Below are 13,303 nucleotides of genomic sequence, written 5' to 3' on the forward strand. Positions count from 1 at the left end.
GGCGATCGGCTTTCGAAGTCCATCGCCGTTTTTCATTTCATCATGCGCCGCCTGAAAAGCCACGCGCACAGGAAGAACGGCACGACCGCATACGCGCAGAGCACGAGCGCATGCAGCGCGAAGCCGTCGAACGGGCGGCCGAGCATCGCCGGACGGATCAGCTCCACCGCGTGATACAGCGGCAAGACCTGCGTGACGTGTTGCGCGATCGCGGGCAGTTGCGCGATGGGAAAGAAGACGCCGGAGAGCAGGAGCATCGGCGTGAGCGCGAGCGTCTGATAGAACATGAAGAAGTCGTAGCTCGGCGCGAGCGCGGTGACGACCATCGCCGTGCTGGCGAACGCGAGTCCTGTCAGCACGATGACCGGCAACGCGATCAGCATCGACGGAAAGCTCGCATAGCCGAGCGCGCCCGCGACGATCATGATCGCCACGCCCGACAGCACCGACTTGCTCGCGGCCCAGACGATCTCGCCAAGCACGATATCGCCGAGCGTGAGCGGCGTGTGCATGATCGCTTCCCAGGTGCGCTGAACGTGCATGCGCGAGAAGCCGGAGTACATCGATTCGAAGCTCGCGGACATCATCACGCTCGACGCCGCCGTGCCCGCCGCGAGGAACGCGATATACGACACGCCGTCGACGTGCCCGACCATCAGGCCCAGACCGAGGCCGAGGCCGAAGAGGTAGATCATCGGATCGGCGAGATTGCCGATCATCGAGGCGATCGCGAGTTTCTTCCAGACGAGATAGTTGCGCCGCCACACGGACATCCAGTGCGTGGCGTTCGCGGGCAACGCGCTGGAAAGCGGCGTGAGGTTTTGTGCGCGCTTCGGCTCGCGCTGTTTGTCGATGCGGGATCGTTCGAGCGTATCCATTGGCTCAGTCCACCATCTCACGTCCGGTGAGACGCAGGAAAACATCTTCGAGATTCGCCGGACGATGCAGATAGCGCACGTCCGCGCGGCCCTTCACGCGCGCATGCACGGGCTGCGGATCGTCGACGTAGCAAAAGAGCGTCTCGCCGCTCACTTCCATGCGCGCGACGAGCGGCGCAAGCTCGGCGGCGAGCGCTTGCGGATCGGGTCCGTAGATTTCGATCACGTCCGAGCCGATCACCGATTCGATCAGCTCGCGCGGCCGTCCTTCGGCGATCTTGCGGCCCTCCTCGATCACGCACAGGCGGTCGCAGAGACGCTCGGCTTCTTCCATGAAATGCGTCGTCAGCAGGATGGTCTTGCCGCGCGCAAGCAGCGAGCGCAGACGCTCCCAGATCAGATGCCGCGCTTGCGGATCGAGCCCGGTGGTCGGTTCGTCCATCACGAGCACATCGGGATCGTTGACGAGCGCGCGCGCGAGCGTGAGACGCCGCTTCATGCCGCCCGACAACTCGCCGACGCGCGCATCGGCCTTGCTCTCCAGCCGCGCGAACTCCAGGAGCGACGGTACGAGCGCATCCATGCGCGCGCCCGTCAGGCCGAAGTAGCGGCCGAACACCGTCAGATTTTCGCGGACAGTGAAATCGGGATCGAGATTGTCGAACTGCGGCACGACGCCCACGCGCTCGCGGGCGAATCGGGCGCGCGCGGGCACCGGCTCGCCGACGAGACGGATCGCGCCGCTATCGGGCGAAGTGATGCCGAGCAGCATCTTGAGCGTCGTCGTCTTGCCCGCGCCGTTCGGTCCGAGCAGTCCGAAGCATTCGCCGGGCCGCACATCGAACGACAGGCCGTCGACGACCGTGCGCTCGCCGTAGTGCTTCCTTACTTCGCTGAATTCGATGGCGGGTGCGCGGTTTCCATCGGCGTCGCGTGTAGCGCTTTGTTGCAAAGTTTGATCAGTCATGCATCTGTGCGCAGGGAAAGCCGGATGAGGGAAATCCAGCGGGCTAGTGTAATCCATTGCACCAAGGCGGCGCTTGGCGTGCAACCGCATGCTGCGCGGGCGTGTCAAACCCGTGCGGGGCGCGTCGAACCGGTTCCGGCCGAAAGTGCCAGAGGCTTGTCCGTCGACGTTTTTGTGGTTCTGGCACGGTGCGAGCTAGCGTGTTCGCGCCGGTAAGCGTTTTCCAGCGTTGTCTCCCATGGGACGACGCACGATGATGAATCAACGCCGCGGGCAAGTCGCGCTCAACGGCACGTTGGCCAGGGAGGTCAAGATGGAGAGCTACCGAAAAATCCTGCTGTGCTACGACGGCTCCAGAGAAGGCCGCAAGGCACTGCGTCAGGGCGCCAATCTCGCGCTCGACCTGAATGCGGAGACGCATGTGCTCGCGGTGGTGGATATGCGCTCGAGCATCGCGCAGAGCGCCGGACTGCTAACCGACATGGCCTGCGGACGCTTCGAAGAGGCCGCGCGCGACATCCTGCAAGAGGGCGTCGAATGGCTGCGCGAGCGTGGCCTTCAGGCACAGGGACATTTCGCGTTCGGCCATCCGATCGACGAAATCGCGGCGCTCGCCGACAGCCTTCAGGTCGATCTCGTCGTCGTCGGGCATCGCTGCCGCAGCGGCCTCGCGCGCTGGTGGATGGGCGCGGGCAACACGCCGCTGCTGGATCGCGTGAAGTGCAGCATCCTGGTTGCCGTCTGTCAGGCCGGTGAATCGGCCGAAGCGGAAGACGAAGCGGCGTACGCGGCGAAGCCCGTCAAGGCCGAAGCCGGGGCGTGATGCGGTGCGAAGCGTGAACCGCGACGCTTGACGCGTCAACCGTTGAGATCGACCGCGACGAGCTTCCACGACACGAGCCCGTTGCGGTGGAAGATCGCGGAGTATCGCGCATCGCCGGCGCCGTGTTGATACGTGACGACGAACGTGTTCAGGCTTCGATAACCCGCCGTCGTCTGCGGTGGTTCTTTCGGCGGCTGCCGTGCGGCCGTGACGCCGGACGCGGGCGCATTCCCCGCATTCGCTGGTGCGCCGTCGCCAGCTTGCGGCGGACGCTCGCCCGGATCGCCGCGCGGCGGGATGCCGTTCAGAATCGCCGCGACGCCGTCCGGTGTGGCATACGAATCCACCAGCGGACCGACGAGCGCCGCGCCGATCATTGCACCGATGATCGCAAGCGGATTCCCGCTCTTTTGAATATCCACGCGACGCGTGAGCAGCGCCGCGATCTGGTCCTTGAGGCTCGCGCGCAGCGCCGGAAAATCGACGTATTCGTTGACGGTTTGCGCGTCGCGCGCATCGGCCGCGCGCTTCACGCGATCGAGTGCGATGTAAGGCGATGCGTAAACGAAACCGAGCGCCGCGACGATAACCAGGACGACGAGCGTAACGACAATAGAACGGGTAGTGCGGGACATGCTTGGGCCAAGCCTCTTGCAAAACGTGAATTACCGATTGACCGCGCGGGCGCCGGTTAAATCCCGTGAATTCACGTCGTGCGTGCGATGGCGTTCCATTCAGGCGAGGATTCCGCCGGCCAGCCCGGCATTTTCCTCGGCGATGCAGCGGTCGATCATGCGCGAAACCTCGTCGATCTTGCCCACCAGAATCACGCGCGATTGCCCGCGATACACGCGCACTGGCGCGCGCTGCTCGGCCTCGGCGTGCACCGTGCTGTTGAGGGAAACGCGAGCGAAGGCCGGCTGACGGGACGGCAACGCGGGCATTTCGTTGAAGAGATCGGGCGTGGCTTCGGCGCGCGGCATGCCGCAGGCGATCAGCGTGCGCAGATGGCGCAGGCGGCCGAATTGACGGAAGGGCAGCAGACGGGCAAAACGTTCCATGATGACTCTCCAGACGATAGGACGCACCGCGGCGCACCGCGCGCGGTGGCCGTCATGCTTGTTGTGTTGTGAGACGCCTGAATCAGGTGTCGAAAGCGGTTGGTGAGGCTATCTTGCGATGTCAATGAGACATTTCGTGTCTCGGTGCGAAAGTAATGTGCTTCGACTTTCGTGCCTTGCCCGTTCGCGGGCCAACATCAGAACTCGCCGGAGCGGATCAGCCCGACGGCAATGCCTTCAAGCGCGAAATCGCCGCTGCCGGCGCGCACGAAGATGTTTTCATACTCGGGGTTTTCGGCGATGAGTTCGACGCCGTCCGCGCGCCGTTTCCAGCGCTTGACCGTGACGTCGTCGCCAAGACGCGCGACGACGATCTGTCCGTCTTTCGCTTCGTTGCGCTTTTGCACGGCGAGAAGATCGCCGTCGAGAATGCCTGCGTCGCGCATCGAGAGGCCGCGCACCTTCAACAGATAGTCCGGCTTGCTGGAAAAGAGCGCGGGGTCGCACGCATAGTGCTGCGAGATGTGCTCTTGCGCGAGGATAGGACTCCCCGCCGCGACCCGGCCGACGAGCGGCAGAGACAATTGCATGATGCTCTGATGCGGCAGCGTGAACTGATGCGGCAGCTCCTCGGACCGATCGATGCGAGATGCATCGCCGAGCAGCCGGATGCCGCGCGACGAACCCGCCGCCAGCTCGATGACGCCCTTGCGGGCCAGCGCCCTGAGGTGCTCCTCGGCGGAATTGGCCGAACTGAAGCCGAGCTCCGCCGCGATCTCGGCGCGCGTGGGCGGAAAGCCCGTGCGGTCGATCGCGCGCTGGATGAGTTCGAACACCTGCTGCTGCCGCGCGGTAAGTTTTGATGTTTTGGTCACTGGCTCGAGCCCCTGATGCACTGTATGAATGGACAGGTGACTGTATTTTTATACAGTATTTGGCGCTTTTCAAGCTTTACTTTAAGTTCGCGGCCACGAAGCCTCCGCACCGTCGGATCGCGCCCGCCGGCGCTTCTTCCATCCAGGAATATCGTTCTTAGCAGTTTTACGTATAAAAAAGTGAATAACGATTATTTTCAATCATATAGAGGCCTCGTTAGACTGATTCCGTCAATTCGATAAGACGGAGAACGGGGAATGCAAAGCATCAACACGGGATTGCGACGGCTTCTTGCTGCGGCGACGCTCGGCGCGGCGGGTTTGATCATGACGGCGCCGGCGCAGGCGGATACGTCGTTTCTGAACGTTTCCTACGACCCGACCCGCGAGCTGTATCAGGACTTCAATCAGGCTTTCGCGAAAAAGTGGAAGGCGGAGACGGGCGAGACCGTAACCTTCAAGCAGTCGCATGGCGGGTCGGGCGGCCAGGCGCGCGCGGTCATCGACGGACTGCAGGCGGACGTCGTTACGCTCGCGCTCGCTTATGACATCGACGCGCTCGCGGGCAAGGGACTCGTCGGCGCGGACTGGCAGAAGCGCCTGCCGGACAACGCATCGCCGTACACGTCGACGATCGTGTTTCTCGTGCGCAAGGGCAATCCGAAGCACATCAAGGACTGGGACGATCTGACGAAGCCGGGCGTGTCGATCGTCACGCCGAATCCGAAGACATCGGGCGGCGCGCGCTGGAACTATCTCGCGGCGTGGGCGTACGCGCAGCACAAGCCGGGCGGCAACGAGCAGACCGCCAAGGAGTTCGTGACGAAGCTCTACAAGAACGCCGGCGTGCTGGATTCCGGCGCGCGCGGCGCGACGACGAGCTTCGTGCAGCGCGGCCAGGGCGACGTGCTCATCGCGTGGGAAAACGAGGCGTTCCTGTCGCTGAAGGAATTCGGTCCGGACAAGTTCGAGATCGTCGTGCCGTCCGTGAGCATTCTGGCGGAGCCGCCGGTCGCGGTGGTCGACAAGGTCGTCGACAAACACGGCACGCGCAAGCTCGCCGAAGCGTATCTCAAGTATCTGTATAGCGACGAAGGGCAGCAGATCGCCGCGCGCAATTTCTATCGGCCGCGTTCGGACAAGGTGCCCGCCGATCTGACGAAGCAGTTTCCGAAGCTGAAGCTCTATACCATCGACGACACCTTCGGCGGCTGGACCAAGGCGCAGAAGACGCATTTCGCGGATGGCGGCGTGTTCGATTCGATCTATCAGCCGCAATAAGCGTCAACCGGCGACGCGGCGCGTTCAAGACGCCGCGCGCCCGAAGCAGCAACGCGCGCCCACCCCGCGCGCAAAAAGGATGATTCAAGGATGACGACTCTCACATTCAGGAAACCGAGCGCGCTACCCGGTTTCGGCCTGACACTCGGCATCACGGTGGCTTATCTGAGCCTCGTGGTGCTGATTCCGCTTGCCGCCACCTTCGCTAAGACGGCGACGCTCGACTGGGCGCAGTTCGTGCGCGCGGTGACGTCGCCGCGCGTGCTCGCATCGTATCGGCTGACGTTCGGCGCGGCGCTCGGCGGCGCGCTCATCAACGCGGTGTTCGGTTTTCTCGTCGCGTGGGTGCTCGTGCGCTACACGTTCCCGTTCAAGCGCATCGTCGATGCGATGGTCGATCTGCCGTTCGCGCTGCCGACGTCGGTCGCCGGCATTTCGCTCGCCGCGGTCTACGCGGGCAATGGCTGGATCGGGCAATATCTCGCGCCGCTCGGCATCAAGGTCGCGTTCACGCCGCTCGGCGTGCTCGTCGCGCTGACGTTCATCGGCCTGCCGTTCGTCGTGCGTACCGTGCAGCCCGTGCTCGAAGACTTCGAGCGCGAGCAGGAAGAAGCCGCCGCGTGCCTCGGCGCGACGCGCTGGCTCACGTTCCGGCGCGTCGTGCTGCCGTCGCTCTTTCCGGCGCTGCTGACGGGCTTCGCACTCGCGTTCGCGCGCGCGTTGGGCGAATACGGCTCGGTGATTTTCATCGCGGGCAACGTGCCGATGAAGTCGGAGATCACGTCGCTGCTCATCATCACGAAGCTCGAACAGTACGACTATGCCGGCGCGACCGCGCTCGCCGTCGTGATGCTGTGCGTGTCGTTCCTGATGCTTCTGTTGATCAACACGCTGCAATGGTGGCTGCAGCGCCGCACGAGCAAGACGGGCGCGGCGCCGGTCCACGTCTCCCTGGCAGCGGGAGAAACGGCATGAGCAAGGTGCTTCCATTGCAGACGACGACACAGCGCGACGCGCACGGCCTCAATCCCGTCACCGAGCCGCGCGCCGTGCGATGGCTCCTGACCGGTATCGCACTCGCGTTTCTCGCGTTCTTTCTCGTCGTGCCGCTCGTCGCGGTGTTCGTGCAGGCGTTCGCCAAGGGCATCGACTATTACTTCGAGTCGCTGAAGGATCCCGACGCGTGGTCCGCGATCAAGCTCACGCTGATCACCGCCGCGATCGCCGTGCCGCTGAATGTCGTCTTCGGACTGGCGGCGTCGTGGGCGATCGCGAAGTTCGAGTTTCGCGGCAAGGCGCTCCTGACGACGCTCATCGACTTGCCGTTCTCGGTGTCGCCGGTCATCTCGGGTCTCGTCTACGTGCTGATGTTCGGCGCGCAAGGATGGTTCGGCCCGTGGCTCGCCGCGCACGACGTGCAGATCATCTTCGCGGTGCCCGGCATCGTGCTCGCGACGATCTTCGTCACGTTTCCGTTCGTCGCGCGCGAACTGATTCCGCTGATGCAGGCGCAAGGCAACGACGAAGAGGAAGCGGCGCACGTGCTCGGCGCATCGGGATGGCAGATCTTCCGGCGCGTGACGCTGCCCAACGTGAAGTGGGGCCTGCTCTACGGCGTGATTCTCTGCAACGCGCGCGCGATGGGCGAGTTCGGCGCGGTGTCGGTGGTGTCCGGGCACATCCGCGGGCAGACAGACACGATGCCGCTGCACGTCGAAATTCTCTACAACGAATACAACTTCTCGGCTGCGTTCGCGGTGGCGTCGCTGCTGGCGCTGCTCGCGCTCGTGACGCTCGCGCTGAAACTTCTCGCGGAGCGCCGCATGACGCAAGCATTGACCGCCGCAAAAGCCACCGCACAGAATTGAGAGGCCGATAAACATCATGAGCATCATCGTTCGCAATCTGCAAAAGCGCTTCGGCGATTTCACCGCGCTCGACAACGTGTCGCTCGACTTTCCGGCGGGCGAACTGGTCGCGCTGCTCGGGCCTTCGGGCTGCGGCAAGACCACGCTCTTGCGCGTGATCGCGGGTCTCGAATTCGCCGATGCGGGACAGGTCGTGCTGCACGGCGAAGACGTCGCGGCGGTCGGCGCGCGCGAGCGTCAGGTCGGCTTCGTGTTCCAGCATTACGCGCTGTTCCGGCACATGACCGTGTTCGAGAACGTCGCGTTCGGCTTGCGCGTGAAGCCGCGCCGCGAGCGTCCGAGCGAAGCGAAAATTCGCGAGAAAGTGCATGAGCTGCTGAAGCTCGTGCAACTCGACTGGCTCGCGGAGCGTTTTCCGTCGGAACTGTCAGGCGGACAGCGGCAGCGTATTGCGCTGGCGCGGGCGCTTGCCGTCGAGCCGAAAGTGCTGCTGCTCGACGAGCCGTTCGGCGCGCTCGACGCCAAAGTGCGCAAGGAACTGCGCAGTTGGCTGCGCCGGCTGCACGACGATCTGCATATCTCGACGCTCTTCGTCACGCACGACCAGGAAGAGGCGCTCGAAGTGGCGGATCGCATCGTCGTGATGAATCATGGCCGCGTGGAGCAGGTGGGCAGTCCGCAAGACGTGTACGATCATCCGCAGACGTCCTTCGTCTACGAGTTTCTCGGCGCCGCGAACCGGCTGCAGGGCGAAGTGAACGCGAACGGCTTCATCGCCGATGGCGCCGCGAGCCCGATCGCGGCTCAGGCGCATTTCAGCGGGCGGGCGCTCGCGTACGTGCGTCCGCATGATCTCGCGCTGTATCCCGCCGACGGCACGCATCGCGACGGCATCGTGGTGGGCGTGCGGCGCGTCGTGACGCTGGGCGGCTCGGTGCGCGTCGAGCTCGAAGGCAACGCGGGCGGCGTGATCGAGGCAGAACTGGATCGCGAGGCGTGGCGCGCGCTCAGGCTCGATATCGGCGATGGCGTGACCGCCGTTCCACGCGCGTTGCGAGTGTTTCCCGCGCAGTGACATCATAAAAATCAAAGAGGCTGACATGAACTTTCAGCAGTTGCGCTTCGTGCGCGAGGCCGTGCGTCAGAACATGAATCTGACGGAGGTCGCCAACGTCCTTTACACGTCGCAGTCGGGCGTGTCGAAGCAGATCAAGGATCTCGAGGACGAACTCGGCGTCGATATCTTCATCCGCCGCGGCAAGCGTCTGACGGGACTGACCGAGCCGGGCAAGGAAGTACATCAGCTGATCGAGCGCATGCTGCTCGATGCCGAGAATCTGCGGCGCGTCGCGCGCCAGTTCGCGGATCAGGACAACGGCCATCTCGTCGTCGCGACGACGCACACGCAGGCGCGTTACGCGTTGCCGAAGGTCATCCGCCAGTTCACCGAGGTGTTTCCGAAGGTGCATCTCGCGCTGCGTCAGGGCAGCCCGCAGCAGATCGCGCAGATGATCATCAACGGCGAAGCGGATATCGGCATCTCGACCGAAGCGCTCGACCGTTATCCGGACATCGTCACGTTTGCGTGCTATTCGTGGCATCACACGGTCGTTGTGCCGAAGGATCATCCGCTCGTCGGGCGCGAGAACATCACGCTCGAGCAGATCGCCGAATATCCGATCGTCACGTACGACAACGATTTCACCGGGCGTTCGCACGTCGATCAGGCGTTCGCGAGCGCGGGCGCGATGCCCGATATCGTGCTGACCGCGATCGATGCCGACGTCATCAAGACGTATGTCGAACTGGGCATGGGCATCGGCATCGTCGCGGCGATGGCGTATGACGCGAAGCGCGACACCGAGCTCGTCGCGCTCGATACGCAGCATCTGTTCGAGGCGAGCACGACGCGTGTCGGCTTGCGAAAGGGCGCGTTCTTGCGCGCGTATGCGTATCGGCTGATCGAAATGTTCGCGCCGCAACTCGATGAAGCGCAGATCGCCGCGCAGCTTCGCGAAGCCGCTTAGAGTCGTGCCGGCTGTTTTACAATCGCCGGCATGAATACTTCCTCGCTTCCTCGTGTCGCCGTGCTTGCCACGGGCGGCACGATTGCCGGTCAGGCCGGCGATTCCTCCAAGACCGCGGGCTACAAGGCGGGCGTCGTCGGCGTCGACAAGCTGCTCGATGCCGTGCCCGCGCTCGGCTCGGTTGCGCGAATCCACGCGGAACAGATCGCGAGCATCGACAGCAAGGACATGAGCGCCGCGCTGTGGACGCAACTCGCGCGGCGTATCGATGAGCTGCTTGCGCAGGACGATATCGATGGCGTCGTCGTCACGCACGGCACCGATACGCTCGAAGAAACCGCGTATCTGCTGCATCTCACGGTGAAGAGCGCGAAGCCCGTCGTGCTGACGGCGGCGATGCGCCCATCGACCGCGCTTTCCGCCGATGGTCCGTTGAATTTGCTCAATGCGGTGACGGTCGCGGCGTCGAAGGATGCCGCGGGCAAGGGCGTGCTCGTCGCTTTCAACAATCAGATTCACAGCGCGCGCGATGTCACCAAGACGAGCACTTATGCCGTCGATGCGTTTCGCTCGCCCGAGACCGGTGTGCTCGGGTTCGTGCAGGACGGACGCGTCGAGTTTCAGCGCACGGTCGTGCGGGCGCATACCGTCGCGAGCGAGTTCGCTGTCGCCGATCGATGGCCGATGGTCGAGATCGTCGCGAGCTACGCGGATGTGTCTCGTGTGACGGTCGATGCGCTTGTTGCTGCGGGCGTGAGGGGTATCGTCGTCGCGGGCACGGGCAACGGCTCGATGCATGCGGTGCTCACGCAGGCGCTCGCTGATGCGGTGAAGCAGGGCGTTGCCGTGGTGCGCGCTTCGCGCGTGGGTTCGGGACATGTGATGCGCAACGGCGCCGCTAACGATGATGCGCTCGGGACAGTCAGCGCGGGGACGCTGAATCCTTATAAGGCGCGGGTGCTGCTTATGCTTGCAGTGGCTTCGAATGTGCAGGACGTGCAGCGCGTTTTTGATGTTTATTGAGGTGGGTGTCTGGGGTGTGGGGCGGGCGGGCGGCGGCGGGCTGCCGGTTGGTCTGGCGGTCGGTCGTGGAATCCTGTATTCGTGTCGGTCTATTAGCGTTGCCCCTGTGCGGGGCGGCACTCACTTTCTTTGCTGCTGCAAAGAAAGTAAGCAAAGAAAGCAGCTTTTCAGGCCCGCGGTCACACGCAATTTGGGTAGTTCTCTCGTCCTCGATGGCACTCGCCTAAAGAGTGCCCTCATCACAATAACCGGGCTTGGATCGCGCACGGTCCGCCGCCCGAAACCGTTGTGAACGCTGGTTCAGCACGAAAGAGCTTCGGCACAGCGCTACGCGCTGCCGCCGGGTATGCAAGGGAAACCAACGTACGGCAAAGGCGGCGAGATGAAGACGTTAGTAGAGAAGCACGCGCATTCCCGATTGACCGGTCGGCCGCGAAGCGGGCTGGAGCTATTTGGTGCTGAACCAGTTTATTGTGTGGTGCGATGTGGCAGACCGTGCGCGAGCCAAGCCCGATTAGGTGTTTGAGGGCACTCTTTAGGCGAGTGCCATCGAGGACGAGAGGACTACCCAAATTGCGTGTGACCGCGGGCGTATCAGGAGCTGCTTTCTTTGCTTACTTTCTTTGCAGCAGCAAAGAAAGTGAGTGCCGCCCCGCACAGGGGCAACGCTAATAGACCGACACGATCACAGGATTGCCGAGAAGCGCAGGCAAACCAAGATCCACCTCAGCAGAAAGCAAAAACGCGAACCGAAGTCCGCGTTCTCGAGTAGAACAGAGACAATCAGTTAACAGCAGGAATCCGCAACACTTGCCCCGGATAGATCTTATCCGGACTCTTCAACATCGGCTTATTCGCTTCGAAGATCACATCGTTCTTGGACCCATTGCCGTAATACTTCTCGGCGATCTTCCAAAGATTGTCCCCCGACACGACGGTGTAATACTGCGATTCAGGCTCGCTACTCGGCACGGTCAGCTTATCGTCGACCTTATCGACATGCTGCACATTGCCCGCGGCGACGAGAATCTTTTCCTTCGTGGCCTGATCCGGCGCCTGACCCGAAACGGTCACCGTATGCGAAGCGCCGTCGTATTTCACATCGAGATTGTCCGCATTGAGACCCTGCGAACGAATGTACGTCGCGATGGCTTCGCCTGCCTTCTGATTTAGCGCGGCGACATCCACGGGTGCCGCAGCGGGCGCCGCCTGCGCGCTCGGCGTGGCTGCGCCGAAGAGTTTCTCGCCTGCTTCCTTGATAAAGCTGAGGATTCCCATTGTTCACTCCTTGGTTGACGGTGGTGTTACGGCCCGCGAAGTCTAGGCAGATTAGTCGCGATGACCACCGGATAGTTCTGAGTTTCAACAAAAGGATTTGTAGCACCGCCTATGCATCGGCGTTAGGACGCAGTTTGCAACAATCCGACGCGGACACCCGACGACAAACCGTCTGACCGACCAAGGCTTACCCGGCGCACCGCCGGGTGCCGCTTCTCGGACCCCACTTTGCCGCCCTCAGCCCAGAGCGGCATTTGTCCCGCGTGCCCATACGCGGGACGCCCCACGGTTCAGGTGACGCGAATCACGCAGCGGCTTTGGCCTGCTGCGGCTCGTCGGCCACCTGGAAGTTCGACATGATTTCGAGCGCACGCACAAGCGCCGAGTGATCCCACGCCTTGCCGCCGTTCGCCGCGCATACGCTGAAAAGCTGCTGCGCACTCGCGGTGTGGGGCAGGGCAAGGCCCATCTTGCGCGCGCCGTCGAGCGCAAGGTTTAGGTCCTTCTGATGCAGTTCGATACGGAAGCCCGGATTGAATGTGCGCTTCGTCATGCGCTCGCCGTGCACTTCGAGAATGCGCGACGACGCGAAGCCGCCCATCAGCGCTTTACGCACGCGCTCCGGGTCGGCGCCCGAGCGTGCCGCGAAGAGCAGCGCCTCGCCGACCGCCTCGATGTTCAGCGCGACGATGATCTGATTCGCGACCTTGCAAGTCTGACCCGCGCCGTTGTCGCCAATGAGCGAAATGTTCTTGCCCATCAGTTCGAACAGCGGCTTCGCGACATTGAACGACTTCTCCGGGCCGCCGACCATGATCGTGAGCGTCGCTTCGCGTGCGCCGACTTCGCCGCCGGACACCGGCGCGTCGAGATAGTCGCAGCCGAGCGCGTTGATCTTCTTCGCGAACTCCTGCGTTTCGAGCGGGGCGATCGAGCTCATGTCGATCACGAGCTTGCCCTTCGTGAGACCCTTCGCGACGCCGTCATCGGCGAACAGCACGGCGGCGACATCGGGCGTGTCGGGCACCATCGTGATGACGATTTCGCTCGCCTGTGCGACTTCGGTCGAGTCCGCGACGACCTGCGTCTGCGCGCGGATATCGTCCGGCACCGGAAACTTGCCGTTCACGACGAGCTTGTGGCCGCCCTTGATGAGATTGCGCGCCATGTGCGCGCCCATGATGCCGAGGCCGATGAAACCGATCGTTGCCATACTTCTAGC

At 63.2% G+C, this 13,303-nt stretch carries 14 protein-coding genes; 7 read left to right on the forward strand and 7 right to left on the reverse strand.

Annotated elements, in window-relative coordinates:
• Positions 1 to 32 precede the first annotated feature (32 nt).
• Positions 33 to 878: an ABC transporter permease gene (locus tag QCE49_RS06035; RefSeq protein WP_175980093.1), complete on the reverse strand. Its 846-nt coding sequence runs from the start codon at positions 876 to 878 to the stop codon at positions 33 to 35.
• Between the two features lie 4 nt (positions 879 to 882).
• The gene (gene nodI / locus QCE49_RS06040) at positions 883 to 1,845 is read right to left on the reverse strand and encodes a nodulation factor ABC transporter ATP-binding protein NodI (RefSeq protein ID WP_250459677.1); all 963 of its coding nucleotides are present in this window, start codon (positions 1,843 to 1,845) and stop codon (positions 883 to 885) included.
• A 313-nt stretch (positions 1,846 to 2,158) separates the two neighbouring features.
• Between nodI and QCE49_RS06045 the strand changes: the two genes are divergently transcribed.
• A complete protein-coding gene (locus QCE49_RS06045; RefSeq protein WP_033535751.1) occupies positions 2,159 to 2,668 on the forward strand; it encodes a universal stress protein in 510 nt (169 codons plus the stop codon).
• 35 nt (positions 2,669 to 2,703) lie between these two features.
• Here QCE49_RS06045 and QCE49_RS06050 read toward each other — a convergent pair whose 3' ends face one another.
• From QCE49_RS06050 to lexA, 3 genes are all read right to left on the reverse strand, one after another.
• Positions 2,704 to 3,303, reverse strand: a complete 600-nt coding sequence (locus tag QCE49_RS06050) for a DUF2939 domain-containing protein (protein WP_008349909.1) — start codon at positions 3,301 to 3,303, stop codon at positions 2,704 to 2,706.
• 99 nt (positions 3,304 to 3,402) lie between these two features.
• Positions 3,403 to 3,729, reverse strand: coding sequence for a hypothetical protein (locus QCE49_RS06055; RefSeq protein WP_008349906.1), 327 nt, complete (start codon positions 3,727 to 3,729; stop codon positions 3,403 to 3,405).
• A 197-nt stretch (positions 3,730 to 3,926) separates the two neighbouring features.
• A complete protein-coding gene (gene lexA / locus QCE49_RS06060) occupies positions 3,927 to 4,604 on the reverse strand; it encodes a transcriptional repressor LexA (RefSeq protein ID WP_008349903.1) in 678 nt (225 codons plus the stop codon).
• A 258-nt stretch (positions 4,605 to 4,862) separates the two neighbouring features.
• On the opposite strand from lexA, the gene QCE49_RS06065 reads away from it, so the two are divergent.
• From QCE49_RS06065 to QCE49_RS06090, 6 genes are all read left to right on the forward strand, one after another.
• Entirely contained in the window at positions 4,863 to 5,885 is a 1,023-nt protein-coding gene (locus QCE49_RS06065; RefSeq protein ID WP_280519315.1) for a sulfate ABC transporter substrate-binding protein, read from the forward strand.
• A gap of 90 nt (positions 5,886 to 5,975) precedes the next feature.
• Positions 5,976 to 6,860, forward strand: a complete 885-nt coding sequence (gene cysT, locus QCE49_RS06070) for a sulfate ABC transporter permease subunit CysT (RefSeq protein WP_250459679.1) — start codon at positions 5,976 to 5,978, stop codon at positions 6,858 to 6,860.
• Positions 6,857 to 7,753 carry a sulfate ABC transporter permease subunit CysW gene (cysW, locus tag QCE49_RS06075; protein ID WP_250459681.1) on the forward strand — a complete coding sequence of 299 codons (897 nt, stop codon included), beginning with the start codon at positions 6,857 to 6,859 and terminating at the stop codon, positions 7,751 to 7,753. The genes cysT and cysW overlap by 4 nt, the downstream gene beginning before the upstream one ends.
• A 16-nt stretch (positions 7,754 to 7,769) precedes the next feature.
• Positions 7,770 to 8,828, forward strand: a complete 1,059-nt coding sequence (locus tag QCE49_RS06080) for a sulfate/molybdate ABC transporter ATP-binding protein (RefSeq protein WP_008349896.1) — start codon at positions 7,770 to 7,772, stop codon at positions 8,826 to 8,828.
• Between the two features lie 25 nt (positions 8,829 to 8,853).
• The gene (locus tag QCE49_RS06085) at positions 8,854 to 9,780 is read left to right on the forward strand and encodes a CysB family HTH-type transcriptional regulator (RefSeq protein WP_008349894.1); all 927 of its coding nucleotides are present in this window, start codon (positions 8,854 to 8,856) and stop codon (positions 9,778 to 9,780) included.
• 21 nt (positions 9,781 to 9,801) lie between these two features.
• Entirely contained in the window at positions 9,802 to 10,803 is a 1,002-nt protein-coding gene (locus QCE49_RS06090; RefSeq protein ID WP_309779723.1) for an asparaginase, read from the forward strand.
• Between the two features lie 783 nt (positions 10,804 to 11,586).
• Here QCE49_RS06090 and lysM read toward each other — a convergent pair.
• Both lysM and QCE49_RS06100 read right to left on the reverse strand, forming a co-directional pair.
• Positions 11,587 to 12,081, reverse strand: coding sequence for a peptidoglycan-binding protein LysM (gene lysM, locus QCE49_RS06095; protein ID WP_244808052.1), 495 nt, complete (start codon positions 12,079 to 12,081; stop codon positions 11,587 to 11,589).
• A 304-nt stretch (positions 12,082 to 12,385) separates the two neighbouring features.
• Entirely contained in the window at positions 12,386 to 13,294 is a 909-nt protein-coding gene (locus tag QCE49_RS06100) for a 2-hydroxy-3-oxopropionate reductase (protein ID WP_008349855.1), read from the reverse strand.
• Between the last annotated feature and the right edge of the window lie 9 nt (positions 13,295 to 13,303).

Source organism: Caballeronia sp. LZ008 (assembly GCF_031451435.1).
GTDB classification, from domain to species: Bacteria; Pseudomonadota; Gammaproteobacteria; order Burkholderiales; family Burkholderiaceae; genus Caballeronia; species Caballeronia zhejiangensis.

Bases quoted from the DNA above. Each gene is read 5' to 3' on its own strand.
- lysM (WP_244808052.1), bottom strand. From the start codon at position 12,081: ATGGGAATCCTCAGCTTTATCAAGGAAGCAGGCGAGAAACTCTTCGGC.
- QCE49_RS06045 (WP_033535751.1), top strand. From the start codon at position 2,159: ATGGAGAGCTACCGAAAAATCCTGCTGTGCTACGACGGCTCCAGAGAA.
- nodI (WP_250459677.1), bottom strand. From the start codon at position 1,845: ATGACTGATCAAACTTTGCAACAAAGCGCTACACGCGACGCCGATGGA.
- QCE49_RS06050 (WP_008349909.1), bottom strand. From the start codon at position 3,303: ATGTCCCGCACTACCCGTTCTATTGTCGTTACGCTCGTCGTCCTGGTT.
- cysW (WP_250459681.1), top strand. From the start codon at position 6,857: ATGAGCAAGGTGCTTCCATTGCAGACGACGACACAGCGCGACGCGCAC.
- QCE49_RS06065 (WP_280519315.1), top strand. From the start codon at position 4,863: ATGCAAAGCATCAACACGGGATTGCGACGGCTTCTTGCTGCGGCGACG.
- QCE49_RS06035 (WP_175980093.1), bottom strand. From the start codon at position 878: ATGGATACGCTCGAACGATCCCGCATCGACAAACAGCGCGAGCCGAAG.
- QCE49_RS06100 (WP_008349855.1), bottom strand. From the start codon at position 13,294: ATGGCAACGATCGGTTTCATCGGCCTCGGCATCATGGGCGCGCACATG.
- QCE49_RS06085 (WP_008349894.1), top strand. From the start codon at position 8,854: ATGAACTTTCAGCAGTTGCGCTTCGTGCGCGAGGCCGTGCGTCAGAAC.
- QCE49_RS06080 (WP_008349896.1), top strand. From the start codon at position 7,770: ATGAGCATCATCGTTCGCAATCTGCAAAAGCGCTTCGGCGATTTCACC.
- QCE49_RS06055 (WP_008349906.1), bottom strand. From the start codon at position 3,729: ATGGAACGTTTTGCCCGTCTGCTGCCCTTCCGTCAATTCGGCCGCCTG.
- cysT (WP_250459679.1), top strand. From the start codon at position 5,976: ATGACGACTCTCACATTCAGGAAACCGAGCGCGCTACCCGGTTTCGGC.